This window comes from Bradyrhizobium tropiciagri (assembly GCF_018130505.1).
Taxonomy (GTDB): Bacteria; Pseudomonadota; Alphaproteobacteria; order Rhizobiales; family Xanthobacteraceae; genus Bradyrhizobium; species Bradyrhizobium tropiciagri_B.
In genome coordinates this window covers 779,469-804,740 of sequence record NZ_JAFCKH010000001.1, presented here as the reverse complement: position 1 = coordinate 804,740, position 25,272 = coordinate 779,469, and the positions used below count along the sequence as shown (strand labels likewise).

25 protein-coding genes are annotated in these 25,272 nt (G+C 64.4%); 1 reads left to right on the top strand and 24 read right to left on the bottom strand.

The genetic code is table 11. The annotated features are described in order from the left end of the window. Positions 1-5 precede the first annotated feature (5 nt). The 14 genes from JQ633_RS03635 to JQ633_RS03570 form a co-directional block, all read right to left on the bottom strand. Positions 6-935, bottom strand: coding sequence for a dioxygenase (locus JQ633_RS03635; RefSeq protein ID WP_211982425.1), 930 nt, complete (start codon positions 933-935; stop codon positions 6-8). Between the two features lie 162 nt (positions 936-1,097). Further along, positions 1,098-2,447, bottom strand: a complete 1,350-nt coding sequence (locus JQ633_RS03630) for an alginate export family protein (protein ID WP_211982423.1) — start codon at positions 2,445-2,447, stop codon at positions 1,098-1,100. Between the two features lie 312 nt (positions 2,448-2,759). Further along, complete coding sequence (locus tag JQ633_RS03625) at positions 2,760-3,779, bottom strand: Bug family tripartite tricarboxylate transporter substrate binding protein (RefSeq protein WP_211982421.1); 1,020 nt, start codon at positions 3,777-3,779, stop codon at positions 2,760-2,762. Beyond that, the gene (locus tag JQ633_RS03620; RefSeq protein WP_211982419.1) at positions 3,776-4,576 is read right to left on the bottom strand and encodes an alpha/beta fold hydrolase; all 801 of its coding nucleotides are present in this window, start codon (positions 4,574-4,576) and stop codon (positions 3,776-3,778) included. The genes JQ633_RS03625 and JQ633_RS03620 overlap by 4 nt, the downstream gene beginning before the upstream one ends. 22 nt (positions 4,577-4,598) lie before the next feature. Beyond that, positions 4,599-5,369 carry an ABC transporter ATP-binding protein gene (locus tag JQ633_RS03615; RefSeq protein ID WP_211982417.1) on the bottom strand — a complete coding sequence of 257 codons (771 nt, stop codon included), beginning with the start codon at positions 5,367-5,369 and terminating at the stop codon, positions 4,599-4,601. After that, entirely contained in the window at positions 5,366-6,175 is an 810-nt protein-coding gene (locus JQ633_RS03610; protein ID WP_211982415.1) for an ABC transporter permease, read from the bottom strand. The genes JQ633_RS03615 and JQ633_RS03610 overlap by 4 nt, the downstream gene beginning before the upstream one ends. After that, positions 6,172-7,143, bottom strand: coding sequence for an ABC transporter substrate-binding protein (locus tag JQ633_RS03605; protein ID WP_211982413.1), 972 nt, complete (start codon positions 7,141-7,143; stop codon positions 6,172-6,174). The genes JQ633_RS03610 and JQ633_RS03605 overlap by 4 nt, the downstream gene beginning before the upstream one ends. Further along, complete coding sequence (pcaD, locus tag JQ633_RS03600) at positions 7,140-7,985, bottom strand: 3-oxoadipate enol-lactonase (protein WP_211982411.1); 846 nt, start codon at positions 7,983-7,985, stop codon at positions 7,140-7,142. Before pcaD ends, JQ633_RS03605 begins: the two co-directional genes overlap by 4 nt. 3 nt (positions 7,986-7,988) lie before the next feature. Next, complete coding sequence (locus tag JQ633_RS03595; RefSeq protein ID WP_211982409.1) at positions 7,989-8,453, bottom strand: SRPBCC family protein; 465 nt, start codon at positions 8,451-8,453, stop codon at positions 7,989-7,991. Between the two features lie 9 nt (positions 8,454-8,462). Then, positions 8,463-9,440 (bottom strand): amidohydrolase family protein, encoded by a 978-nt coding sequence (locus tag JQ633_RS03590; protein WP_211982407.1) that lies wholly within the window; start codon positions 9,438-9,440, stop codon positions 8,463-8,465. A gap of 3 nt (positions 9,441-9,443) precedes the next feature. Then, on the bottom strand, positions 9,444-11,843 hold the full coding sequence (locus JQ633_RS03585; protein WP_211982405.1) for a xanthine dehydrogenase family protein molybdopterin-binding subunit: 2,400 nt from the start codon (positions 11,841-11,843) through the stop codon (positions 9,444-9,446). Continuing rightward, positions 11,840-12,373: a (2Fe-2S)-binding protein gene (locus JQ633_RS03580; RefSeq protein WP_211982403.1), complete on the bottom strand. Its 534-nt coding sequence runs from the start codon at positions 12,371-12,373 to the stop codon at positions 11,840-11,842. The genes JQ633_RS03585 and JQ633_RS03580 overlap by 4 nt, the downstream gene beginning before the upstream one ends. After that, on the bottom strand, positions 12,370-13,242 hold the full coding sequence (locus JQ633_RS03575) for an FAD binding domain-containing protein (protein ID WP_211982401.1): 873 nt from the start codon (positions 13,240-13,242) through the stop codon (positions 12,370-12,372). Before JQ633_RS03575 ends, JQ633_RS03580 begins: the two co-directional genes overlap by 4 nt. Before the next feature lie 51 nt (positions 13,243-13,293). Beyond that, complete coding sequence (locus JQ633_RS03570) at positions 13,294-13,617, bottom strand: NIPSNAP family protein (RefSeq protein WP_211982399.1); 324 nt, start codon at positions 13,615-13,617, stop codon at positions 13,294-13,296. Positions 13,618-13,848: 231 nt separating this feature from the next. Between JQ633_RS03570 and JQ633_RS03565 the strand changes: the two genes are divergently transcribed. Next, positions 13,849-15,234 carry a PLP-dependent aminotransferase family protein gene (locus JQ633_RS03565; protein ID WP_211982397.1) on the top strand — a complete coding sequence of 462 codons (1,386 nt, stop codon included), beginning with the start codon at positions 13,849-13,851 and terminating at the stop codon, positions 15,232-15,234. Positions 15,235-15,301: 67 nt separating this feature from the next. Here JQ633_RS03565 and JQ633_RS03560 read toward each other — a convergent pair whose 3' ends face one another. The 10 genes from JQ633_RS03560 to JQ633_RS03515 all read right to left on the bottom strand — a co-directional run bounded on the left by JQ633_RS03560 (position 15,302) and on the right by JQ633_RS03515 (position 25,272). Further along, positions 15,302-18,406 carry a DEAD/DEAH box helicase gene (locus tag JQ633_RS03560; protein ID WP_211982396.1) on the bottom strand — a complete coding sequence of 1,035 codons (3,105 nt, stop codon included), beginning with the start codon at positions 18,404-18,406 and terminating at the stop codon, positions 15,302-15,304. A 349-nt stretch (positions 18,407-18,755) separates the two neighbouring features. Beyond that, positions 18,756-19,136: a RidA family protein gene (locus tag JQ633_RS03555; RefSeq protein WP_211982394.1), complete on the bottom strand. Its 381-nt coding sequence runs from the start codon at positions 19,134-19,136 to the stop codon at positions 18,756-18,758. A gap of 59 nt (positions 19,137-19,195) precedes the next feature. Then, positions 19,196-19,993: an enoyl-CoA hydratase/isomerase family protein gene (locus JQ633_RS03550; protein WP_211982392.1), complete on the bottom strand. Its 798-nt coding sequence runs from the start codon at positions 19,991-19,993 to the stop codon at positions 19,196-19,198. 11 nt (positions 19,994-20,004) lie between these two features. Then, positions 20,005-20,823, bottom strand: a complete 819-nt coding sequence (locus JQ633_RS03545) for an ABC transporter permease (protein ID WP_211982390.1) — start codon at positions 20,821-20,823, stop codon at positions 20,005-20,007. Next, positions 20,820-21,605 carry an ABC transporter permease gene (locus JQ633_RS03540; protein WP_211982388.1) on the bottom strand — a complete coding sequence of 262 codons (786 nt, stop codon included), beginning with the start codon at positions 21,603-21,605 and terminating at the stop codon, positions 20,820-20,822. The genes JQ633_RS03545 and JQ633_RS03540 overlap by 4 nt, the downstream gene beginning before the upstream one ends. Further along, positions 21,589-22,368 (bottom strand): ABC transporter ATP-binding protein, encoded by a 780-nt coding sequence (locus JQ633_RS03535; RefSeq protein ID WP_211982386.1) that lies wholly within the window; start codon positions 22,366-22,368, stop codon positions 21,589-21,591. Before JQ633_RS03535 ends, JQ633_RS03540 begins: the two co-directional genes overlap by 17 nt. A 22-nt stretch (positions 22,369-22,390) precedes the next feature. After that, a complete protein-coding gene (locus JQ633_RS03530) occupies positions 22,391-23,335 on the bottom strand; it encodes an ABC transporter substrate-binding protein (protein WP_211982385.1) in 945 nt (314 codons plus the stop codon). Then, on the bottom strand, positions 23,335-23,760 hold the full coding sequence (locus JQ633_RS03525; protein ID WP_211982383.1) for a RidA family protein: 426 nt from the start codon (positions 23,758-23,760) through the stop codon (positions 23,335-23,337). The genes JQ633_RS03530 and JQ633_RS03525 overlap by 1 nt, the downstream gene beginning before the upstream one ends. 28 nt (positions 23,761-23,788) lie before the next feature. Further along, entirely contained in the window at positions 23,789-24,502 is a 714-nt protein-coding gene (locus JQ633_RS03520; RefSeq protein ID WP_211982381.1) for an ABC transporter ATP-binding protein, read from the bottom strand. After that, positions 24,499-25,272 carry an ABC transporter ATP-binding protein gene (locus JQ633_RS03515; RefSeq protein WP_249158715.1) on the bottom strand — a complete coding sequence of 258 codons (774 nt, stop codon included), beginning with the start codon at positions 25,270-25,272 and terminating at the stop codon, positions 24,499-24,501. The genes JQ633_RS03520 and JQ633_RS03515 overlap by 4 nt, the downstream gene beginning before the upstream one ends.

Here is a 25,272-nt window from a genome sequence, read left to right as displayed (position 1 = left end):
CCTCATTACTCGATTGGGGGTTTGGGAAGGATCGCATCGCCCGGCTCCATGACGAAGCGATGCGTCAGCGTGTACCAGGGCGCGCCAACGCCCTCCGCCGGTGGGGTACCGCCGTCGTGCCGGCTGTAGTCGCCGACCAGAGCGCGTGTGACGCCGAAAACCACGTCGCTTTCCAGATACTGGTCGTCGTCGACGAATATCTGGGTGATCAGTGTCTTGAAGCCGGGCTTGAAGCCCAGGAAGTGCATGTGCGCCGGCCGGTAGGGATGCCGCCTTTGCGCGCGAAGCATGTCGCCGACCGGACCGTCGGTCGGGACTGGATATCCTGCCGGCTTCACCGAGCGGAAACTGAACCGGCCGCGCGCGTCGGTTGTGAACTTGCCGCGCAGATTCATGTCGGCCTGCGTTTCGTCCTGGTTCTCGTAGAGGCCGATCGGAGACGATTGCCAGACGTCGACCTCGACGCCTTCGATCGGCTTGCCGGCGGGATCGACGACCACGCAATCGACAAACAGTTCGGGGCCCGGCGTCGGCGACCTGACGATCGAGCTTCCGTTTTCGGTGTGCGGTGAGTTTGCGCGCCAGAACGGGCCAAGCAACGCAGACGCGGTCTCCGTCGCACCGGCGTTACCGTTGTTCATCATGCAGACCAACGTCGACAGGCCGATCGCGTCCGAGAACAGGACACCCTCGTTATGGCTCGCGTGAGTCGCCTTGCCGATGCGGTTGAGGAACTCGATTCCGAACTCGAACTCCTGTTCGGTCAGCCTCGTCTCCCGCGCGAAGGCATGGAGATGCCTCACGAGAGCGTCGAGCAGCTCTCGAAGTCGCTTGTCCCCCGCGCCGGACATGGCCCGAAGCACCGCCGGGGTGACATCATCGAGACGATCGATGATCCCGCCGCCAGGAGATAACGAACGATCTGCTCCATCCATGCTCGACTCCCTTATGCAATCGATTGCACCAATATGCAATCGATTGCACTAATGTCAAGCCATAATCCGGAGCGCCGACATTCTAAGGTCGCATAATTATAATAGCGCTATCTTTGGGAAAGACTGGGTTCTACGTCTGACGCGGCCGGTCGAGTGGCACCGTCATAGGCGGTACATCACCTCGAATCCGATCATGTGGATGGTCTGGGCGGGACCCGTCTGGCGGATGAACTCGCCGGGCTCAAACAGCGAATATGAAGCCAGGACGTTGACGAGCGGGTGCGGGTGCCAGTTGAGCACCACTTCCTGCTGATCGCCGATGTGGAGGGCATCACTCCGATTTCCGGCGCGGAGCAGATTTCCGGCAATGCCGTAAATCCCGTCACCCCGGCTCTGCCGCCAGTATGCGATCGCCGCAAAGCCGATCGTCAGATTGTGGCCGAGGTCGAAATCGATCCCGGGATGGACGTTGACGATGTTGCTCGGGCCGAGAGGTGTGAGCTCGCCGAAGTACTTGCCCTTGGGAAACATTGGATTGAAGGTCTGAAGCACATGGTCGGCGGCATCGTGATCGCCGCTGATGATGTCCGCACGCAGGCGAAACGTGACGGGCTCGATCCGGTACGCTGTTTCGGTCCCGAGCGACCAGGCGCGGATCGGCTCACCCGAGAACCGCCCGAACTGCTCCATCAGCTCCCAATTCCAGCTCCACGGACCCCGCTCGCCGAACACCCGGACGCCAACGGTTTGGCGGTGCTCATCGCCCGTTCCCTGTTCGAACTGGGCATTCCGGTTACGAAAATCGAGGACATAGGCATCGACGCCGGTGCCGCCCGGCTGCAGGGTGGCGTAGGCTCCCGTCAGAGAGCGGGTATCAGACGCGTGATCATCGAAGTTGCCCGGGCCTATCGCCACGGGATCGACGCGCATCAGTTGAAGCCGAATCGGCGCAACGTCGGCGATGACATGGACGCCATCGAAGGGTTGGGGAATGTTCGGGCCGTAACGCGTGCCGACCAGCCGCTCGGACCCGAGCGATATCAGCTCACGGCCGCCTCGAAGCGTGACCATCGCATCTCCGACAGGAACAACGGCTTCGCCGAATCCCTGCAGCAGATCGACGCCGGTCTGGTCGGCGGGTCCGGGCGGCGTTTCGAGCCCGACAACGTAGCCGGCAATGCCCTGAACGAATGCACGAACCGGCCCGGCATGAATGTCGGCGTGCGGCATCAGCCGGAGCCACAAATATCCGTCATCCGGCGCCGGCGCGCTGCCCCATAGATTGTTCTGGTACCCTTCGTATCGCGCGCGAGCTTCGACACCCGTGCTGATCCAACTGCTGCCATCGGCGGAGAGCGGCCGGTACTTTGCTGGTATCCAGTCGGGGAGCGCGGCCGGATTCCGATCGCGCAAGACCGACCAGTCCTCGTCATAGCGCCAGCCGACCTGGGCCGGCAGATCTTGTGCAGCAGCCGGAACGGTAGCAATCACCGCGAGCGCAAAGGCGAGCACGCAATGCCTCTTCATGCTCGAGCGACCCATGGCGTGTGTGCGATCCGTTGCGGGCGCATTGCGCTTGCAATGCCTGCGCCGCCGCAGCGGCTTCCTGATCTCAGCGGTGGGCCGATGTACCGGCGAGAATCTGCCTGGCACCGACGACCGCAAAGCGGGACCGGGTTACGACGAACCCTTCAATGGGGCGAGCGGCATTTATGCCGAAGCATTTCCGCGAGAATGCAGGTTTGAGTACGCCGCTTGGCGTAGCGGCCTGACAGGGCTCAGGCCTCGTTTCGATCCATCAGCCCAGATCGCCGATCGTTCCGGCTATTGATCCATGCTGATCTTGCTGGCCTTGATCAGCCCGGCCCATTTTTCGATCTCGTCCTTCACGAAGCGGTCGAGGTATTCCGGCGACGCCCGTTCCTCGGAGACAAGCCTGAGGCCGACGGCGCCGAGCTTCTTTCTGATATCGTCCGTCTTGATCGTTTCCACCACGGCATGATTGAGCGTTGCCACGATCGATTGCGGAGTACCCTTGGGCAGGAAAAAGGCATTCCACGTATATGCCCTGACCTCGAAACCCTGCTCACGAGCCGTCGGAACGTTCGGCAACGCCTCCGAGCGTTCGTCGTCGAGAACTGCAATGGCCTTCACAGCTCCACCGTCGATCTGCGGCTTTGCCGTCGTCACGATGTCGCAGAGGTAATCGACCCGACCACTCGCAAGATCCTGCATCGCGGGGTTGGAGCCACGATAAGGCACGTGAACGACATTCAATCCCGTGACCGAGTTCATCAAGGCGCAGCCGAGGTGGATGGCCGAGCCGGCGCCGGCGGAGGCGAACTGCATCTTGTCGCCATTGGCCTTGGCGTAGGCGACGAATTCCTGCATGGAATTGACCGGCAGGTCCTTGCGAACGACCAGCACCAGCGGCGCTTCCAGGAACAGGCCGACACTCACAAAGTCCTTCGTCGAGTCATAGGACGGCCTCTTGTAGAGCGACTGGTTCTGCGCCTGCGTCCCGACAGTGCCCTGAAGAAACGTGTAGCCGTCCGGATCCGCCTTGGCGACGCGACTGGCGCCGTTCATCCCTCCGGCGCCGCCGACATTCTCGACGATGACGGCCTGGCCGAGAACCTCGCCCATCCGCTGCGCGAAGAGGCGCGCCGGCACATCGTTGGGGCCGCCGGCGGCGAATGGATTGATCATCGTGAGCGATCGTTTCGGCCACTCTTCCGCGCCGACGCGATTCACGGCGCAGATACCAAGCATCAAGAGCCCGAAGGCAATCGCCCTACGCATAATCCCTCCCCTGTCCGTTTCTTCTTGTTGTCGACTGTTCAAGACAGCTCGATCAGCAGCTTCGCCAGGTCCTTTGGCGCGATCACCATGACGTCATGGCCTGTCTGCAACTCGACAAGCTTCCAGCCTGTCTTGTCCTTCAGCTTGGCGACGTTGCCGTCGAAGGTCGGACTGGCATAACCCTTGGCCCGAATGTAGGTCTTCTTCGCAATCTTCTCGCGTCCACCGAGCACTCGCAGCTTCTCGGTATAGGTGCCGATCGGCTGCGGCGTGGTCTTGGAATCGACCCAGGCGCGATCCTTCTCGTCCTGCACACCGAAGGCAGCCGCCGGCGGTGCCTTGAAGGATGGGTCCTGGCGGCCCAGCGCCGCCTCGATCGCCGACTTGAACGCGGGTGAGGACTTTTCGAGCAAACTGTCGCCGTCCTCCGGCAGGAATGCATCGAGGAAGATGATGGACGAGATTCGATCCGCCATCTTGTCTGCGACCCCGCTGATCGCAAGCCCGCCATAGGAGTGGCCGACGAGCACGACGTCCTGGAGATCTTCCCAGGCGATCACGTTGGCGACGTCGACGACATGGGTGCTGACATTCACCTCGCGGGTCAGCAGATGCGACCGTTCACCGAGGCCCGACAGTGTCGGCGTGAAAACCTTGTGTCCTTGCGCCTCCAGCAAGTCCGCCACCGGCCGCCAGCACCATCCGCCGTGCCACGCGCCATGCACGAGCACGAAGGTCTTTCCCGGTGATGCCGCCATCGCGGCCGATACGTTGCTAGTGACGGCAACAGCTCCCACACCCGCCGCAATTGCATCGCGGCGTGTCATCTTCGCACTCATGTTCCCCTCCCAGGTTTTTGTTCTAGGCCGCAAGCGCTCCCTGAATCCGGCTGCGAATGGCCTCCTTCGCATCGTCCCTCGTCTCCGACGTCAGCGGGATATCGATGGCGATGGTCGCCGGACGCTTAAGCACCACGATCCGGTCGCCGATTTCCAGCGCCTCGTTGATGGAGTGCGTGATGAAGACCGCGGTCTTGCCGTTCTCCTTCACCAGCTTGACGAACTCGGTTCGCAGCCGCTTGCCGGTCATTTCGTCCAGCGCCGAGAATGGCTCGTCGCACAGCAGCAGGTTGGCGTTGGTCGCAAAGGCGCGCGCGATCGAGACACGCTGCCGCATGCCGCCGGACAGGGCGTGAGGATAGTCGTGCTCATGGCCGCGCAGGCCGAGCCGCTCGAGCCAGCTCATCGCGTGGCTGCGGCGCTGCTTCGCCGACTGGCCCAGGATCTCGAGACCCAGCTCGACATTCTCGATTGCGGTTCGCCAGGGCAGCAGGCGGTCGCCCTGAAAGACGATCGCCATCTTGCCCCTGAACGCGTCGAACTCGCGGAACGGGTCATGCCCGCTGACCGTCACGCGCCCTTCGGACGGCTCGGTCAGGCCGGCGATCATGTTGAAGATCGTCGACTTTCCGCAGCCCGTCTTGCCGAGCAGGGCCAGCATCTGCCCCTGAGCGACCTTAAGGTCCAGATTGTCGACCGCCGTATAGAAGCCGGCGCTATTGGCCTTGCCGAAGACCTTCGACACCTTGTCGAGCGAGATGACGCAATTTTCCATTCCGGTCACCGACGTCATAGCGTGCGCTCCGAGGCTGCGCGGTAGCGGAAGGCAACGTTCTCGATCAGCGTCAGGATCGCTTGCACGATCAGGACGAAGACCACGAGCTGCAGCGTCCAGGCGAGCGCGCCCGCCATGTCGAACACCTGCTGCTGCTGCAGCAGCTGGTAGCCGACGCCACCGGTGGCGCCGACCAGCTCCGCCACCACGACGACGCGAGAGGCGTTGCCGAGATTGACCTTCCAGGCCGTGAGAATATCCGGAAGGACGGCCGGGATGATCATCGCCGTGAACAGCTTGCTGCGCGACGGACGGAAGCTCATGACCATCTCGGTCAGGTCCCGCGACATCGCCCGCAGCGCGCTCAACACCTGGAACGAGAACGCCGGCAGCGTGGTCATCACCATGATGAAGAAGATGCGCGGCTCGATGCCGTGAAACCAGATGATCGCGAACACGACCCAGGACAGCGCCGGAATGCCCTGAAACAAGGTGAGGATCGGCGACAGGAAATCGTGGATCATCCGCGAGCGCGCCATCAGCACGGCGAGAACCGCGCCGATCAGGAAGGCGCCCGCAAGTCCGGCCAGGATGCGGAGCACGGTCGCCAGCACGTCGACGAATTGCGACCACTCGGTCACGATGCTGACGAAGCGGGCGAAGACGTCGACCAGCGACGGAAACAGGAACGGCGGGAAGAACAGCGAGGCGAACTGCCACAGTCCGGCCACGACGGCGAACGGCAAGACATAGGACATCGCACCGCGCAGCGCGGTCATGCCCAGTCGCGATGCACTCGAGCTCTCGAGCTGTGCGGCTGTCATTTCATCGGTCCTTGATAGATGGTGGCCGCCGAGGGATCGGACGGGAGGAAGGCGATCGATTTGCCGGCGTCGTAGACCGCCCTGATCTCCTTGCTCACTTCGGCCGCGGTACGAAGGTTCATGCCGAGGCGATCATTGGCGCGGATCAATTCGGCGATGGCCTTGCGGTCGTCCGCGCTGCCCTTGGCGCTGATCAACTTGGCTGCTTCGTCAGGATGAGCGGCGACCCACTCCGCCGCTTCCTTGTAGGCGGCGTAGAGCTTCGGAATCTCGGCCTTGTGCTGCTCGGCCCAGTCGACATGCGCGGCAACGCCGAGATAGGGAATGTTGGTGCTTCCCGACAGCTTCTTCCAGCTGTCCTTGATCTGCAGATCGAGCAGGCGAATGTCGGGCTTCTTGGCGTGCAACGTGGTATAGGCCGGCTCCCAGAGCTGCACGGCCGTGGCGCGGTCGGCGAGCGCGTAACCAACCAGTCCCGGCGTTGCGGTATTGACGACGGAGAGTTTGGCGGTATCGACGCCGAGTTGGCGAGCGAACCAGTCGAACATCACGTAGTTCGTGGTGCCCTTCGCCGCGGCCAGATCCTTGCCTTCGAGGTCCTTCAGCGACTTGATGTCCGGGCGCGACGTGACGACCGCGCCCCAATAGTCGAACAGGTTGAACAGGTAGGTGACCTTGACGCCGCGCACGTCGGCGAGACCAACCGTCAGCAGCGCGGCGCTGCCGCCGACCTTGAATTCACCCGAGTTGAACTGGGCCGTGTAGGCATCCGGGGTTCGCTCCTCGAAGGTGATCGAAAGGCCGTTCTTCTCGTCCAGCTTCTGCGCCTTGATGACCGGTGGCAGGAATGCCCCGAGCGACGGCGCGCCAAACACCACGATGGAGATTTTCTGAAGATCGGCCGCCACCGTTGGCGTTGCCGTGGCGGCCGCAAGCAGCAAACCCAACGCAAATCCGACTTTGTTCATGTTTTCCCTCCCAATGACAATGTCGTCGCGCCCTCGACACGCGACAGGAATTGCGTCAGCTCGTGCGCGAACGCATCGGCCGCCTCGATCGCCGAAATATGTGCGGCGTCGAGCGTCACCATCGTCGCACCCTTGACGCCCGCGACGATCTCCTCACCACGGGCAGGCGGCGTCGATGGGTCATGCGCACCGCAGATCACCTGAACCGGACACGCGATCTCGCCGAGACGCGGCTTCATGTCGGCTGCGGCAAGCACTTCGCAGCAGGCGGCATAGCCTTCCGACGGCGTAGCGCCGATCATCGCGGCCAGCTCGGCCATGCGTTGCGGCGAGCGTGCCTGAAACGACTTGGTGAACCAGCGATCGAGGGTCGCGGCCACCAGCGAGCCCATGCCTCCGGCGCGGACCGACGCCGCGCGATCCTGCCACAGCGAGGCCGGCGGAAAGTTCGCGGCCGTATTGGCAAGCACCAGACCGGACAGCCGCTCGGCGTGATTGGCGCCGAGCCACATGCCCGTCAGGCCGCCCAGCGACAAGCCGCAGAACACGGCCCGGTCGATCTCGAGGGCATCGAGGATCGCCACCGCATCGCGCCCGAGCCGCTCGAGGCTGTAAGGCCCCGCCGGGACGTCCGATCCGCCGTGACCGCGGGTGTCGTAACGCACGAAGTTGACGGAGCCGGCCAGCCGCGCAAGCAACTCGTCCCACATCGAGAGATCGGCGCCGATCGAATTGCTCAGCATGACGATCGGCTTGCCACGGTCGATGACCGGCGCCTCGACCGCGAGGCGGACCCCGGGCTCGACTTCAATCCGTTCGATGCGGCCTGATGCGCGATCCATGCCTTACGCCACTCCCTTCGAGGCGGATGCCTCGAACTCCTTGCGGAGCGCGACGAAGAAGCGGCCGATCAGATGCTTCGACACGCTCATCAGGATGCGCTGGCCGACACCGGCGACCAGGCCGCCGATCTCGCCATTGCCCTTGTAGGTGAGCTTGGTGCCGTCACCCTCGGGCTCGAGGTCGAACCGCGCCGTGCCGTTGCCGTGCCCGAGCGAACCGCTCCCCGACACCTGGATGTTGCAGGATTTCGGAGCATCCTTGTCCGACAGGCTGATCGCGCCTTCGAACGAGCCGCCGACCGCGGCGACGCGAAGCTGCATCTCGACCTTGTACGCGTCGGGCGACGTCTCCGTCATGCTCTTGCACCCGGGGATGCAACGGATGAGGACGGCGGGGTCATTGAGGGCAACCCAGAGGGCGTCCACCGGAGCCGGGATCGTTTCACTGCCGCCGATATCGAGCTTCATGTCGTCCTCTCAGAGACCAAACAGACGCTGGGCGAGACCGCCATTGATCGAAGCGCGTTCCCCGTCCGAGAACGACGTGTCCTGGACGATCTTCAATGGCGCGAGATCGCCGATCGGGAACGGCATGTCCGATCCCATCATGATGCGATCGGCGCCGACCACGTCGGCGAGATAGCGCAGCGCGCGGGTGTCCTGCACGATGGTGTCGTAATACATCGCGGCAAGCGCTGCATCGGGATCACCGAGCTTGTCCTTGTCGAGCGAATAGTTCCGGCGGAGACGGCCGATGACGTAGGGCAGCGCCGCACCGCCGATGCCGGCGACAATCTTCATGTTCGAATAGCGCGTGACGTGACCGGCATAGATCAGGCGCGACATCGCGATCAGGGTGTCGGTGATGCGACCGACGGCATTCGCCATGCCGTAGTCATGCACGCGATCGTCGCCGCTCTCGAACACCGGGTGGATGAAGATGATCGAACCGAGCTCGTTGGCGGCTTCCCAGAACGGCGTCAGCGTCGGATCGTCGAGCACGCCACCCTTGCCCTTCGGCTGGGTGCCGATCATGACGCCCTTGAAGCCATCCTTGTGGGCATCGCGCAGAACCGCCGCGGCGCGGATCCCATCCTGCAGCGGCACCGTCGCCAGCGGAATGAAGCGCGGCTGCTCCTTCGCCGCCTGCGCCAGGTGGGTGTTGATCAGGCGAGCCCACTGCTCACCCTCGGCGGCCGGAATCTCGTTGCCGAACATGTCGAGCCAGCCGCCGACGACCTGGCGCTCGATCTTCTGAGCGTCCATCCACTGCAATCGCGCCGCAATGTCGCTGAGCGGCTTGGAGACCGGGCGCGTCGGCTTGTTTCCCGCAAAGGAGAAGCCGAGGCTGCCGCCGTCCTCGACCAGCCGGATCGAGGGAAACTTCGCCTTGTCCGCGCGGATGGCGTCGAGCAGGCTCGGGGGGACCAGATGGGCGTGGCAGTCGATGATCACGTTCTATCCTTTCTTGATCTTGTCCGCGGCGGCGATCGCGTCGCTGATCGCCGCAATGCGGATGGGAAGTCTGGAGAATGAAATGCCGAGCGACGATACCGCATCGTTGATGGCGCCGGAGATCGCGGCCGGCGCACCGAGATAGCCGCTCTCTCCCGAGCCCTTCTGGCCGAACACGGTGAACGGCGACGGCGTGCAATGATGCACGATCTCAACGTCGGGCATTTCGTGCGACGACGGCAGCAGGTAGTCCATGAAGGTCTGGGTCAGGATCTGCCCTTCGTCGTCATAGACGAACTCCTCGAGCAGCGTCGCGCCGAGGCCGTGGGCGATGCCGCCGAGCGTCATGCCCTTGACGATATGCGGATTGATCACCGTGCCACAGTCGTGGCCGATCACGTAGCGGCGGATTTGCGGCTTGGCGATCTCCGGATCGAACGCCACCAGGACGAGATGGAATTCGAACGAATGGCACGGATACATCTGCACGCGCCCGTCCTCCGGCAACTTCGTGGCGGTCGGAACCTGCATCACATGCGTGGTCTCGAGACCGGGGTCCATTCCCGGCGGCAGGGCGTGATACTGACGATGGCCGATATTGACGAGGTCGATCCAGGACAGGGTTTTCCCGGACCTTGGATCGGTGACGTTGCCCTGCGCGTAGACCGCATCGTTCTCGGCGACGCCGAACTGGTGCGCGGCAATCTGCGTGAGCTTCGACTTCAGCTTCTGCGCTGCATGGTAGCAGGCGCCGCCCATCATGATCGCCATCCGGCTGCCAACCGGCGTATTCGAGGGCAGGCTTGCCAGTGAATCCGGACGTACGATTCGGATCTTGTCGGGATCGATCTCCAGCACCTCGCCGACCACGGTCGCCGCCAGCGTCTCGTGCCCCTGTCCGGAGGATGTGGTGTGGATCGCGACCGTGACGAAGCCGACGCCGTCAATGTTGATCCGGCAGGAGTCCATCCAGGTCGTGGTCGTGTTCTTCTCGTTGAGCAGCGGCTCGAACGACGAATTGCCTCCGCTCGGCTCGAGACAGGCGGCAATGCCGATGCCCGCCATCATTCCCGAAGCGCGCAGCGCGTCACGCTCGCGGACCAGGGCGTCGTAATCGGCATGCCGCAGCACCTTGTCGACGACGGTGTGATAGTCGCCGCTGTCGTAATGCGTGCCGCTCGGGATCAGATACGGAAACTCGTCCGAGCGGATGAAATTGCGGCGGCGCACTTCGATGCGATCGAGGCCCAGCGCGCCGGCAACCTTGTCGATCGCGGTCTCGATCGCATAATTGGTCGGCGACTGGCCGAAGCCGCGAACCGCTTCCTGAGCCGCCTTGTTCGACAGCGTCGCGATCGCGCGGTACTGGACGCTTTCGATCTTGTAGGGGCCGACGATCGCGCCGATCGGCTTGCCGAGCTGGAACGGCGAGCGCCCGGCATAGGCGCCGACATTGTCGAGCGCCCGCATCTTCATCGACTTGACGATCCCCCGGTCGTTGAAGGCGACCTCGACGTCGAACAGGCGTTCCGGCCCATGGGCGTCGCCCGCACGCATGTTCTCGAGCCGGTCCTCGATCAGGCGCACCGGCCGGCCGATGATGCGGGACAGATGCGAGACCAGGACCGTCTGCTTGATGCCGCGCTTGACGCCGTAGCTGCCGCCGACATCGACGTCGTGATGGACGCGCACATTGTTCGCCGGGATGCGCAGCGCGCGGGAAATCTGGTCCGGGTATTTCGGCATCTGGATCGAGGCCCAGACGTCGAGCATCTCGCGCCACGGATCCCATTTCGCCACGACGCCGAACGTCTCGATCGGGACCGTCGAATTGCGCCCCCACTTGACCTGGAACTTGAGATGACGCGGGCTCTCCGCGAAATGCCTGTCGACCTCGCCCCAGACGAACGTCCGGTCGAGCAGCACGTTGGTGCCGTGCTCCGGATGCACCTTGGCGCTCGCCGCGGTGATGGCCTCCTCGGCGTCGATGACATAAGGCAGCGGTTCGTATTCAATGCGAACCTTCTCGATCGCGTCTTCCGCCTGGGCGCGGCTCTCGGCGACGACAGCCACGACCCATTCGCCGGCGTAGCGCACCTGCCCGACGGCGAGCGGATAACGCCTCACCTTCGGCGTATCGAGCCCGTTCATCAGGGGATCGACGGCCTTGGCCAGCTCTTCCCCGGTCAGGGCGTAGACCACGCCCGGCATCGTCAGCGCCTGGCTGGTGTCGATCGACACGATGCGCGCCGCCGGATGCTGCGAAGGAACGATGGCGACGTGCAGCATCTCGTCGACGACGATGTCGGCCACATAGCGGCCCTGACCAACGACGAAGCGGCGATCTTCCCGGACCCGCCGATTGGACGAGACGAACTTCAGGCGCGGCGGGTGCGCGGTCATGAGCGATCTCCATGCGGCGCGGCCGGCGCGTTGTCCGCGTTGGCGGACGAGCGCGGCATATTGACTTGACGCAGCCGCTCGGCGGCGAGCTCGATGGCCTCGACGATCTGGCCGTAGCCGGTGCAGCGGCAGATGTTGCCGGAGATCGCGTCGACGATGTCCTCGCGGCTCGGCTCGGTCACGCGCTGCAGCAGCGCTTGTGCAGCCAGGATCATGCCGGGCGTGCAATAGCCGCACTGCATGCCGTGGGTTTCGCAGAATGCATCCTGAAGCACGCTGAGCTCGCCCGGTGCAGGCGCAAGTCCCTCGATCGTCGTGATTGCATAGCCGTCGGCCTGCGCCGCGAACATCAGACAGGAACGCACCGGCTCGCCGTCGAGCAGGATGGTGCAGGCGCCGCAAACGCCATGCTCGCAGCCGGCATGGCTGCCGACCAGCGAGAGATCTTCCCGCAGCGTATCGAGCAGCGTCTTACGCGGCTCGACCTCGGCTTCGCGGGTGCGGCCATTGACATTCAGCGAAACTTTCATTGCGCGCCTCCCTGCGCGTCCCTGAACGCATCTTCCAGGGCACGCACACCGAGTGTCACCGCGACGCGCATGCGATAATCCGCAGACGCATGCAGATCGCTCGTTGCCTCCAGCACCTGCGATGCATCGCGCACCAATTCCACGATCGCCGTCTTGTCGGGCCGGCCACCGATCAGCCCCGAGACATCGAGCCGCACGGCGCGATCGCCGACGCCACCGATCCCCAGCGCAGCCTCGATACATTGACCGTTGTCATCGAGCGCGATCTGCGCCGCCGCCGCCACGAAGGCAAAATCGGACTGCCGGGCGCTGACCTCGTGAAAGCCGGTCCCGACCCGAGCATGACGCCAGATCGGAAACCGAACGGCCGTCACGCAATCGCCCGGCATCACCGCGGTCAACATCGGTCCGATGAAGAAGTCGTCGGCCGGCATCGTGCTGACGCCGTCGGGATTGGTGATCTCGATCTCGGCCGCGAGCGTGACGGCGACCAGCGGAATCTCCGCGGACGGATCGGCATGGGCCACCGAGCCGCCGACGGTACCCCGGTTGCGCGTCGGCGGATGGCCGACCCAAGGCAACGCCCTCGCCAGCAGCGGCAATGCCTGCTGCGCGGCCGCGCTGCGCTCGACCTGCACCTGCCGCGTCGTGGCTCCGATCGCCAGAACGTCGCCATCGATGCGGATACCGTTCAGCTCGGGCAGACGGTAGATGTCGACGAGCCGTGCCGGCCGCGCGAGGCGCATCGCGAGCATCGGAACCAGTGTCTGGCCGCCCGAGATCACCCGCGCGTCCTCGTCCGCGGCGAGCAATTCGCAGGCTTCGGCAATCGAGCCGGGCCGAACATATTCAAAGGGAGCAGGCTTCATCAGCTTTCCTTCTCGCCGGACACCGGTCGCTCGACCGGAATGCGGGAGCGACTAACCAAGCAGCAGGCCGGCGACGGCCGGCGACAGCACCGAGACGGTTTGCTTCTTCAACAACGGGCCATTCACTTCGGAAGCCGCCTTGATCTGGCGCCACTCGTTGTCGGCGCCGAATGCCGCCCACGCCTTGGTGCGATCGTCCTCGGATTTGAACCGCGTCAGATAGGTGAGACGGCCATCCTCGGCGGGCGCCTCGAACACACCGATCAGCTCGATGCCGTGCTGCGGGAGCCGCGGCACCACGTGCTCCTTGAAGCGTGTCCGCATGGCCTGAGCACGGCCCTCCTCGGCTTCATAGACACGGATTTCGTAGATCACGGCAGTCTCCATCCCGCTTGAATGTTTCGGCCGCAATAAAGCAAACGCGAGGGCAATGTCAAACTTATTATAGTTCAATCTGCGATATTCCTCGCATTGCACTGCAGCAATGACGAATTTGATCCGAAACGGAGGATAAATCGGCCCAAACTGGAGACATCAGAAATAGGATATTGAAACAATCTCTGAATTGAACTACTTCAAGTGAGCTTGTTTGAGGATTCGACCGCCGTGTCTCAAGACGACCTTTCTGCCGAGTGGATACCCGTCCTTTCCGATGCGCCCGGCCCCCGCTATCTGGCCTTCGTGCAATCGCTCGAGAGGGACATTGCATCCGGGGCCCTGAAGCCGGGCACGCGGTTGCTGCCCCAACGCGACATGGCAATCCAGCTCGGGCTGAGCGTCGGCACCATCTCCAAGGCCTACGCCGAGGCGATCTCTCGCGGCCTGATTTCCGGCGAGGTCGGCCGTGGCACCTTTGTCGAGCGCCGGCGTCCTGCGATCAGTGCGGAAGGTGTATCCACAACCGTCAATCTCGCGCTCAACGTTCCGCCGTATACCGGCGAGGACGTTCTGATCGCCGCGGTTCTCCAGGACATCCTGCGCGACGAGGCGCTCAAACCGCTGCTCGGCTACCTGCCGCATCAAGGCCTGCTCAATCATCGCGACAGCATGGTTGCCTGGTTCGCGCAGCTCGGTGTCATCACCGATGTCGACCACCTCTTCATCACCCATGGCGGACAGCACGCGCTGTCGATCGCACTCGGCATGGTGGCGGCGCCCCAGGACATCGTGCTGACGGAGCGCTTCACCTATTCCGGCATGATCGCGCTCTCGGCGCAGAACGGCTATCGGCTGCACGGCGTCGATTGCGATGCGCATGGGCTGCTGCCTGACGCGCTCGACCGCGCCTTCACGGCGACGAAGGCACGCGCCCTGTTCGTCACACCGACGCTGCAGACGCCGACCGGCACCACGATGCCGGAAGAGCGGCGCCGCGAGGTGGCTGATGTCGTGCGGCGGCATGACGGCTATCTGCTGGAAGACGACGCCTACGCGTTCCTGCTCGCGAGGCCGATGCAGCCGATTTCGCTGCTGCTGCCGGAGCGCAGCTTCTACGTTTCGAGCTTCGCCAAGTGCTTGGCTCCGGGCCTGCGCATCGCCGCCATGATCGTCCCCGATCAGTTCCGCGACCGCGCCAACAACGCCATTCGCGCCACCGGATGGATGGCCTCGCCGCTGATGGCCGAAGTGGTGTCGCGGCTGATCCACAGCGGCGAACTGGCGCGCCAGGTTCAGCTCAAGCGCGCGGAAGCCGCCAGCCGCAACGCCATCGTCGACGAGGTGCTCGGCAACTGGCTGCCGGCGGCGTCCGAGACGCCGGGCTTTCACCGCTGGCTGCCGATCCCGGCCGGGCGCACGATGATTGCGCTCATCGCCCAGGCCGCGCAGGCCGGCATCACGCTGGCACCGCCGGGCGCCCTGCAACAGGTCGATCGCGGCACACTCGGCGTCCGCATCTGTCTCGGTCATCCCAAGACCCACGACGAACTGCGTCGAGCGCTGATCGAGCTGCGGCGGATTCTCGAGTCAGCCGAGGAGATGTCGTTCGTCTAGCTGAGACGTGCCGGCATGGTGACTTCAAACCTGGCTGCGGTCGAACCTCTTCCGTTCAACGCGAATATCATCCGTCCAGTACATCCAGGAAAGCCTCAATCCGTTCGAACGGAGTTTCGTTCACCTTGCCCGTATAGACGACGCGATCGCCGTCACGATGCAGGGACCGCGTCCTCGATTTCGACAACGTCCCGGGCAGGAACGTCGCCGCAACGGCCTCCGGCCCGACGTCGAGTCTTATGATCCCGCGGCGCTTGCAATCGATCCTGAGCCTTGCGGCCGCGAAGAAATCGCGGCCGGCCGGAGGCAGCCTGCCGAAGCGGCGCGAGATCTCCTCCTCCAGGTCGTCCAGATCGTCTTCGCTTCGGCTCCTGGCCGCGCGGCCGTAGATCTCAAGACGCATCGCCTCCGATTGCACATAGCTCCTGGGCAGCATATCCGCGAGCGGAAGGTTGAGATCGGGCACCCATAGATCGGCGGACCGGTCGTTGCTCTTCTCCGAGGCCTGCTTCAGGAGATGGCTGTAGAGCACCGGACCGAAAACCTGCACGTGGCCGGACTGCCGCTCGGAGAGCAGGTCTCCGGCGCCCCTGAGGTCCAGATCGCGCTCGCTGATGGCGAAACCCGCGCCCGGTTTGCTGAACTCCTCCAGAACGGCCAAGCGCTTGCCGGACTGCTCCGAGCTGGATTCGGTCAGCATGTAGGCGAAGGCGCGGGTGCCGCCGCGTCCCACCCGCCCCCGCAATTGGTGGAGTTGCGCGAGACCAAACTTTTCCGGCCAGCAGACCACGATGGTGTTGGCGCGGGGAATGTCGAGGCCGCTCTCCACGATATTGGTCGCGAGCAGGACGTCGGCCTCGCCTTCGACGAAACTCATCATTCGATCGTCGAGCTCGCCGGCGGGAAGCTTGCCATGCAGGCAAACGATGCGGAGCTCCGGCGCCACCGCCTGCACGCGCGCGAGCAGTGGATCCAGATCCTGGATTCGCGGACAGATCAGGAAGCTCTGTCCATGGCGCCGCTGCTCGCGCAGCAATGCGGCAGCGATCGCCGCGTCCGAGAGCGGTGCGACCTTGGTCACGACTGGAAGCCGATGGACAGGCGGCGAAGCGATCACGCTAAGCTCCCTGAACCCCGCAAGGCCCGCCGCAAGCGTCCGCGGAATCGGCGTGGCGCTCATCCAAAGTGTATGGACGCCCTTCGCCAGTCCAGACAGCTTCGCCTTCTCCGCCGCTCCAAAGTGCTGCTCTTCGTCGACAATGACCAGGCTCAGCTTGGCGAACTTCACATCCTTCGATGCGATCGCCTGCGTACCGACCACGACCTTCATTTTTCCGCTTCGCAGGCCCTCCTTCGTCTCCTTCATCTCCGCGGCGGAAGTGGCGCGCGACAAGCTTCCGACTTCGATACCGAACGGCGCAAACCGCTTGCGGAATGTCGCGACGTGCTGCCTTGCCAGAACGGTCGTCGGCACGATGACGGCGGCCTGTTTGCCCGACAGCGCGACGGCGGCCGCTGCGCGCAGCGCAACCTCGGTCTTGCCAAATCCGACGTCGCCGCAGACCACCCGGTCCATCGGATGCCCCGACGCCAGATCATCCAGCACCTCCCGAATAGCCTTCGCCTGATCGACCGTCGTAAAATATGGAAAGCGCGCGACGAAGCGCTCGTATGCGGGACCGGGAGCGACCAGTTTCGGGGCGCGCCGCCGCCGCCGTTGCGCGATGTGCTTTGCGAGCGTTTTCGCGGCAATCTGGATTTCCTGCTCCGCCTTGGTACGCCGCGCCCACCACGTGCTTCCATCCGCCCTGTCCAACGTCAGCCCGCCGCGTTCTGCCGCATAGGGCCAGATCAGCGCGAGATCGGCGGGCGGAGCGAGGACGGCATCATCGCCGGCAAATGCCAGCCGGATCATCTCGCGGGATGATTCCTTTCCCATGTCGAAGGTCTGCAAGCCATCGAGCACGGCCAGCCCTCGCTGCACATGAACCACGACTGCGCCGCGCTCCGGTACATCGGGATGATCGAACGCCGCACCCCATGCTCTCGCCATCGGCTGCGGATGATGGGCCCGGCTGCCGAGCACATCCGTCGCAGTGACGACCACAAGCGGCTTGCGGCCTGAATCGATGAAGCCGGCGTCGAAATCAGCCAGGAGCGCCGCTTCGCCACCGCGCCCCTTCGCCGCCTCGCTCCAATCAGCGGCGCGTTCCGCTCTGATCCCGCTCATTCGCTCGATCGCGCGCAGGTCCTCCTCGACCGCCGCGACAAACAGCAGTCGCGATCCGGCGCGCTGGGTGTCGGCAACAAAGGCGCGGAGAACCTTTCGCGGCGAGGCGACCTTCGAAAAATCCGGCGTCGCGTTGTACGCCGCCTTCCGAGGCAGCACACTCATGCGTTTGGCCAGCCGCTTCCAGTCGCCGGGCCCGAGATACTCGCGGTCCGCCTCCCTGCGGCCCGCGGCCTCCTTGATCGTGCTCAGCCAACTATCGGCGTGCCCGAGAACTCCCGCATCCGCGATCCAACGGGCGCGCTGACAGTAATCCGGCAGCGCCGCGCGCTGCGCCCGCTTGCCTCCCAGCGCGATCTGCTCCGACATCGGGTCGATCAGCAGTTCCTGCGTGTCGAAGACGACGTCGTGTTCGTCCGGATCGACTCCTGCGATCCGGCTGATCACTCCACCGGAATGCTCGATCCTGAACGGCCCGAGGGCACCGGCGGGAAACACTTCGAATGTCATTCCGTGGAACAGGACGCTGCCCGGATAATCCGCCTCTTCATCAAGATCGTATCCCAATCCCTCCAGACGATCCTTGAGGTCCTGCTCGGCATAGGTCGCACCCACCTTCAGGTTGATGCTGAGACGCGTCCAACTGGCGGGCAGCGGCAACCGCTCCATGATCGCCTCCGCCGTCGACACCAGGAGGACAGGCTTCTTGCTCTTGGCGAGACGCCGCAACACCGAGCTCCGCCTGCCGGCGATCTCGCGCGACGGCTCCAGCCCGTCAAATGGCAGGGTATTCAGCCTCGGGAACACCAGCACGTCCAACGACGGATCGAGTGAATGGAGCACGCTGCCCAGGCGCTCGGCCCTGTTCTCGCTCTCCGCCAGGAAAACGATGCCGTCACGGCCGGACTTCTTCCATTGCTCGAGGAGATGCAGCGCCAGCATGCCGAGAGGCGAAGAGGACGAGATCCTGGAACTCGCCGATCCCGCGCGCTTCTTCTTCGCGCCGGTGGCAGCGCGAGCCTTGTTAGCTTTTCCCACGTCGGACCCGTTGCTATTCACACGAAGCCGTTCGGCGGGAGCATCCAGACTGGATGCTCCACGATACCCCCGACTCAGGCCTTTGCCGAACTCACTACGATTTCAGGCTGAATAGCAACCCCGACGTACCGCAAGAATTTTTTCAAGGAGAATGAGCGCAGCCGTGGTCAGGCGGCGTCCTCCGCGCCGCCGCCGACACGAATAAACGCGTCACCTGCGATGAATACCGACGAACAATGCCGTTCGCGGCGCCTCAGCGCGAGGGCACGAACGCCACGACTTCGATCTCCACACGCGTACCGATGCCGAGGAGTGAACCGGCTCCGACGGCGGTGCTGGCCGGCGGCTCCTTGCAGTCCATGAACGTCTCGACCCGGACGCGATTGAAGCCGTCATAATCGGCAAGGTCCGTCAGGAACGATGTGGTCTTGACGATATCCGACAGCGAGGCGCCGTGCTTGGCGAGCACACCGGAGATGCGCTCGAAAACACGGCGCGTCTGCAACTCGATATTGTCTCGGGCGTCCTCATCGGCACAGATGATTCCCGACAAGTACAGGAGTTCGCCACTGGTTCCGAGCGGGACACGACGGGCCGACGAATAGCGCGGCCGATTTGAGCTTGCTGTCGACATGCGTTTGACTCTCCCTGCTGAATGATACGTGGCCTGAATGGCCCGGCTCGAGGATGGGATCAGGCCTTCAATCGAGCGCCGGCCGCTGTATACACCGGACGGCGCCGTTCGGCGAAGGCACGAAGTCCCTCTTCCGCATCGGCGCTCTGGAGAAGCCGCTTTTGCAGTTCGCCTTCGAGCGCCAATCCATCCGCCAGCGAACGATCCAGGCCGTGCTGGACGGCTCGCTTCGCGGCCCTGACGGCCAGCGGCCCGTTTGCCGCGATGCGCTCTGCGATTGCGAAGGCCTCACCGAGCAACGTGTCGGCGGAGACGATCCGGTTCACCAATCCGATCCGCTCCGCCCGCTCCGCGCCGATTGTCTCTCCGGTCAGGATCATCTCCAGGGCGCATCCAACTGCAACGAGACGCGGAAGCCGCTGGGTACCGCCACCACCGGGCAGCACGCCCCAACGCACCTCGGCTAACCCGAACTTCGCATCCGCCGTGCAGATGCGCACGTCGCACGCCATCGCCAGCTCCAATCCGCCGGCGATGCAATGGCCCTGGATCGCCGCGATGACCGGCTTGGTGATCTCGTCGGCAAGCGTCATGCCGCCGAAACTGATGGTGCTTGCCGTTCCATGCAAGGCGACGTCGCGGCGCCACGGCATATACGTCTTCAGATCGCCACCGGAGCAGAACGCACGGCCGCCGGCACCCGTGAGAACGCCAACCAGCAACGTCTCGTCCGCCTCGAACTCCTTCCACACGTCGGCGAGCGCCCGGTCGTGCTCGACGTCGAGGGCGTTCATGGCGTCGGGCCGGTTGATCGTGACCAGGGCAACGGCGCCCCTGCGTTCAAAATCGATGGACATGATGGATTCCTTCAGGACCGACCTTGAGGCTTCAAGGCCCAGGATTCAAAAGCGGCAAGCGCCGCGTTGAGGACGAAGCCGAACGCCCCGACGACGGTCAGCAGACCGAACACCTCAGCAGCGTTGAAGTTGCGTTGCGCCGTCAGCAGCAGCGCGCCTAAACCCGGCATCAGCGTCAGCATCTCGGCCAGCAGCGACACGATGATCGCGAGCGGAGCGGCCACGCGCACGCCGGTCAGGATGGACGGCAGCAACGCCGGCAGGAAGATCTTGGTAATCCGGGCGAGTGGTCCGAGCTGCAGGGATCGCGCGGCCTCGAGCAACGTCGGATGCAGCGAGCGCACGCCCGAGGTGGTATTGAGCAGCACCGGCCAGAGCGCCGCAAAGACGATCACGAACAGCTTCATCGTATCGTTGACGCCGACGATCAGGGCCGCGACCGGCACGATCGTCGGAGGCGGCAACGTGCGCAGAAACTCCAGCGTCGGCCCGAGGCAGCGCGCCAGACGGGGCGAGGCGCCGATCAGCCCGCCGATGCCGACGCCCAATGCGGTGGCGACAACCAGCGCCATGGCGACCGACTGGAATGTCATCAACACGGCGGGAAGCAGTTCACCGGAACTCGTTCGCTCGATCAGCGCGGCCGCCCATGCGGACGGCGGCGGGAAATACGGCGAACGCGGATCGCCCAGCACCTGCCAGAGCAAGAGCAGCGCGATCAGCGGCAGCAGCCCTTGCAGCGCCGACGCTGCGTTGACCGCCGCGTGGAGAGCCCACTGACGGCTTGCACGACCGATCGGTGCCTGCGCGGACGCGTTGGTTGCGATCATGACTGCGCAAGCTCCCGAATTCCGGGGAACAGCCGGGCGAAACTGGCGCGAAGGCAAGCATTGAGCAGCACTCCTAGCGCACCGGTCGCAACGAGGTAGCCGAACATCAGGCCCGGCTGAAGCGCCTCCTGCGCCGTCACCACGCCCCAGCCCAGCCCGGCTGGATTGCCCACCATCTCCGCGATGACGGCGACCACGAGCGCGAGACCGAGCGCAACCCGGGCGCCGACCATGGCCGACGGCAGAACCGCGGGAAGGACGATCTTGCCGAGCCGCTGCATCCGCGACAAATGCAGCGTTGCGGCCGTGTCGAGCAGCCGCGGGTGGATGGCCTTCGCCCCGGCCACGGTGTTGACGATCACCGGCCACACGCTCGCGAACACGATCACGGTGATTTCCGTGGTGACGGTGAAGCCAAACAACAGCACCGCGACCGGCACGAACGCGACCGCCGGCAAGGGCCGGAGCAGTTCGAGCGACGTGCCGAAGAAGCGGCGGACCATCGGCGAAAACGCCAGCGCGAGCCCGATCGCCGCGCCAAGCGCGCTCGCAACAATCCATCCCGCCACCGCGCAAGCGACCGTGTGCATGGAATCGCCGATGATCTGACCGGACCGGATCGCGCCGTACAGCGCCTCGCCGATCTCGCTCGGTGCCGGCAGGAACTCGAACCGGGTCGTAGCAGTCCGGACGCCGACTTCCCACAGCCCGAGCAGCGCGACTGCGGTCGCGAGCGCCGGTGCGTTGAACGCTGCCGCCGCGCGGCTAAGCATGGATCTCATGGCGAAACGCCTCGTAGAGCTGGTGACGAAGCCGCAAATATTCGGGCAGCTCCTTGGTGGCGATCTGGTCCCGTGGCCGCGGCAGATCGACGGTGATGCGCCGCGCGATCCGGGCCGGACTTCCCTTCAGCATGATGATCGTATCGCTGAGATAGATCGCCTCCTCGATATCGTGGGTGACGAACAGCACCGTCGCGCCGGTCTCGGCCTGAACCGCCAGCAGTTGATCCTGCAGCGAAGCCTTGGTCATCGCGTCCAGTGCGCCGAACGGCTCGTCCATCAGCAACGCGTTCGGCTCCATGGCAAGCGCCCGGGCGATCTGCACCCGCTGCTGCATGCCGCCGGACAGCCGCCACGGATATTCGTCCTGGAAGCGCTCAAGGCCGACCATGCGGATGGCGTTCTGAACCTTGCGATCGAGCTCGTCACCGCCAAGGCGGCCTTCCACGCCCAGCGCGACGTTTCTCCGTGCGGTTCGCCACATCAGCAGTGCGTGCCCGTAGTCCTGGAACACCATGGCCATGCCGGGGACCGGAGACCGCACGTCGCGTCCTTCATAGGCGGCGCGACCGCCGCTGTAGGGCGTCAGCCCCGCCAGAGCCCGCAGCAGCGTCGTCTTTCCGGTGCCGGAGCCACCGAGGATCGACACGAACTCGCCCTTTCCAACCTCGAGATCGAGGTTCTCGATGATCCGGCGCACACCGGGCGCACCGGGCAGATCGATGCAGAGCTGCTCGCACTCAAAACTGGATTGCGTTGTCATGATTGGCGCCGATCGTCCCGTTTCACTTGAGCACCAGACTGGACGCGTTCAGCGCAGTGCCGAGCTGCCCGGTCTCCCGGGTTGCCTCGACCCACGCCGCGACATCCTTTGCGGTCAGCGACGTGCCGTATGTCGGCAGCACGATGCTCTCGATCACCTCGCCCGGCAGCCGGGTCCATTTGGCGAGGATTTCGCGCGCATCCTTCGGGTGCGCCGCGATGAAGGCCCTCGCCTCGTCGAGCGCGGCGATCCAGCGCGCGATCACGTCGGGATTGGCACGCGCCCAGGCACCGTTCGCCATCCAGCACGTCAGCGTGACCGGATCCGCGACCTGCAGCATCGGATCGCCGAGATCAATCTGGCCCGCCTTCTTCATGGCGCTGACGAACGGCTCGACCGCTTCCACGGCGTCGACGCGTTGTGCCTTGAGCTGGTCCGCCATGTTGGCGAATGTCATCTCGAGGAAACGCACGCCCTTCGGGTCGACGCCGGCGCGCTTGAGCCCCAGCAAGGTCGCGATGTGGACGACGCCATTGATTGATGGCGTCCCGACCGTCTTGCCGTGCAGTTGCCCGATCGAGGTGATCCCGGACTGACTGTTGGCGATCAGCCGCATTTGTTGATTGGCCGCGGTCTCGAACGTGTTGCCGCTCACCCCGACGACATCGAGACCGCCGGCCGCCGCCTTCACGATATCGATGGCGGTCGCGCCGGAGATATCCAGCTGGCGTCCGAGCGCGCCGATCGTGGTCGAGAGGTTCTGCACCGTCATGATCTCGACGTCGAGACCGTGCTGCAGGAAGATGCCCTTGTCCTTGGCGACCCAGAGCGGAAGCCAGGCCGCGGATATCACCGAGGCGACACGGATCTTGACGGGGGCCGCGCCACCCTGTGCGAGGACACGGGACGCGGGGTACGCCGCGGCTGTGCCGAGCATGCCGGCGATGGCAGTGCGTCTCGTGAGCATTACGCTTCCTCCCTGTTGTGCTGCGTTACTGCCGAGCGCGCCGCAAGCGCGATCGCCTCGATTTCCAAAAGCAATCCGTAGTGAAGCGACGCCACGCCGGCGACCGCGCGCGCGGGGCGAACCTCACCGATCCAATCGGCATAGATCTGGTTGAACGTCGGCCAATACTTCATGTCGGTCACATAGACGCGCACCTGCAGCAGCCGGCTGCGATCGGTTCCTGCTGCTTCGAGGCACGCGTCGACATTGGCCAGCGCCTGCGCGGCCTGCCGCTCGAACGGCTGGTCGCTCATCGGCTTGCCATCCGTGTCCACCGGGAGCTGTCCGGACACGAAGACGAGACCCGCGGCGGTGCAGGTGTGGGAATAGTGGCCGGCGGGCGGACGCAGCCGGGCGCTGTCGGCGAATACGATGTCGTGCTGCATGATGTTGCCTTCGATGTCCGTCTTCAGCTCAGTAGAACTGCATCAGGACCTTGTTGTCGGCCAATTCGTCCGGTGAAGTTTCGTGGATGATCGCGCCCGACCGCATCACCAGGACGCGGTCGGATATCTTGAACGCTTCCTTGACGTTCTGCTCGACCAGAAGGATCGACAGCCCGAGCTGCTGCTGAAGTTGCCGGATCGGCTGCAGCAGATCCTGGAACAGTTTTGGCGCCAGTCCGATCGACGGCTCGTCCATCAGCAGACACCTTGGACGGCTCAGCAAGGCGCGTGCGATGCTGACCATCTGTTGCTGTCCGCCCGACAGCGTGCCGGCGCGCCGGGCGTAGAATGTCTTGATGCGCGGCAGGATCGACATCACCCACTCGACCCGCTCGGACTGCTCGCGCTGCGGGACGTCGGTCGCCCACATCGCGAGCCGGAAGATTTCCCCGACCGTGAGCCCCGGAAAGATGCCGCGGCCTTCGGGCACGAGCCCGATCCCCAGCGCCGCCATCTTCTTCGGCTCGGGCCGGCTCATGCGCTGGCCGTCGACCGAGATCTCGCCGCCCTCCCGTAAGACCACCCCGAACAGCGCGTTCAGCAGCGTGGACTTGCCGGCGCCGTTGTGACCGACCAGGCAGAGCACCTCGTTCTTGCGGATTTCAAGGCTGACATTGTCGAGGACGACGCGGCCGCCGTAACCGACCCGCAGGCCGTCAACGCTGATGAGAGCATCGGTCATGGGTTGCGCTCGCCGAAATAGATGGATGACAATTCCGGATTGCTGAGAATTTCGTCAGGCTCGCCGTCGGCCAGCAGGCGTCCCTGGTCGAGAAAGCTGATCCGATCGGAGATGCTGACGACGATTTCGAGGTTGTGCTCGATGATGCAGATCGTGATGCCGCGGCGAACCTCATTGCGCAGCAGCGTCACGAACCGCTCGTAGGACCCGGGATCGAGACCCGACGCCGGCTCGTCGAGCAGCCACATCTTCGCCTTGGTGGCCATGATGCGGGCCAGGCTGAGAAACTTGCGCTCGGCGTAGGCCAGATCGTTGGCACGCACCTCGGCCTTGTGGACCAGGCCGGTGGCATCGAGGATTTCGTGCACCCTTCGACGTCGCTCGGTGACGCTGCCCGCCTCGGACTGCCAGAACCAGGCGCTGTTCTCCATGACCGTGAGCACGTTCTCGAACACCGTCATATGGGAGAACAGCCGCAGGTCCTGGAAGGTGCGGGCCACGCCGAGCTGTGCGATCTTCCACGGCGCCGTTCCGACCACCGAGTCTCCCTGCCAGCGGATGTCTCCCGCGGTCGGCCGGAGATGACCGGTGATCAGGTTGAACAGCGTCGTCTTGCCCGCGCCGTTGGGCCCCACCAAGGTCGTGATGATGCCCTCGCGCAAATGCAGCGAAACATCGTCGACGGCCTTCACGCCCTCGAAGCTCTTGGTGAGGTTGACGATCTCCAGGAGCGTCGCCGGCAAGGCGGGCGCTTTCGACATTTGCAGCAT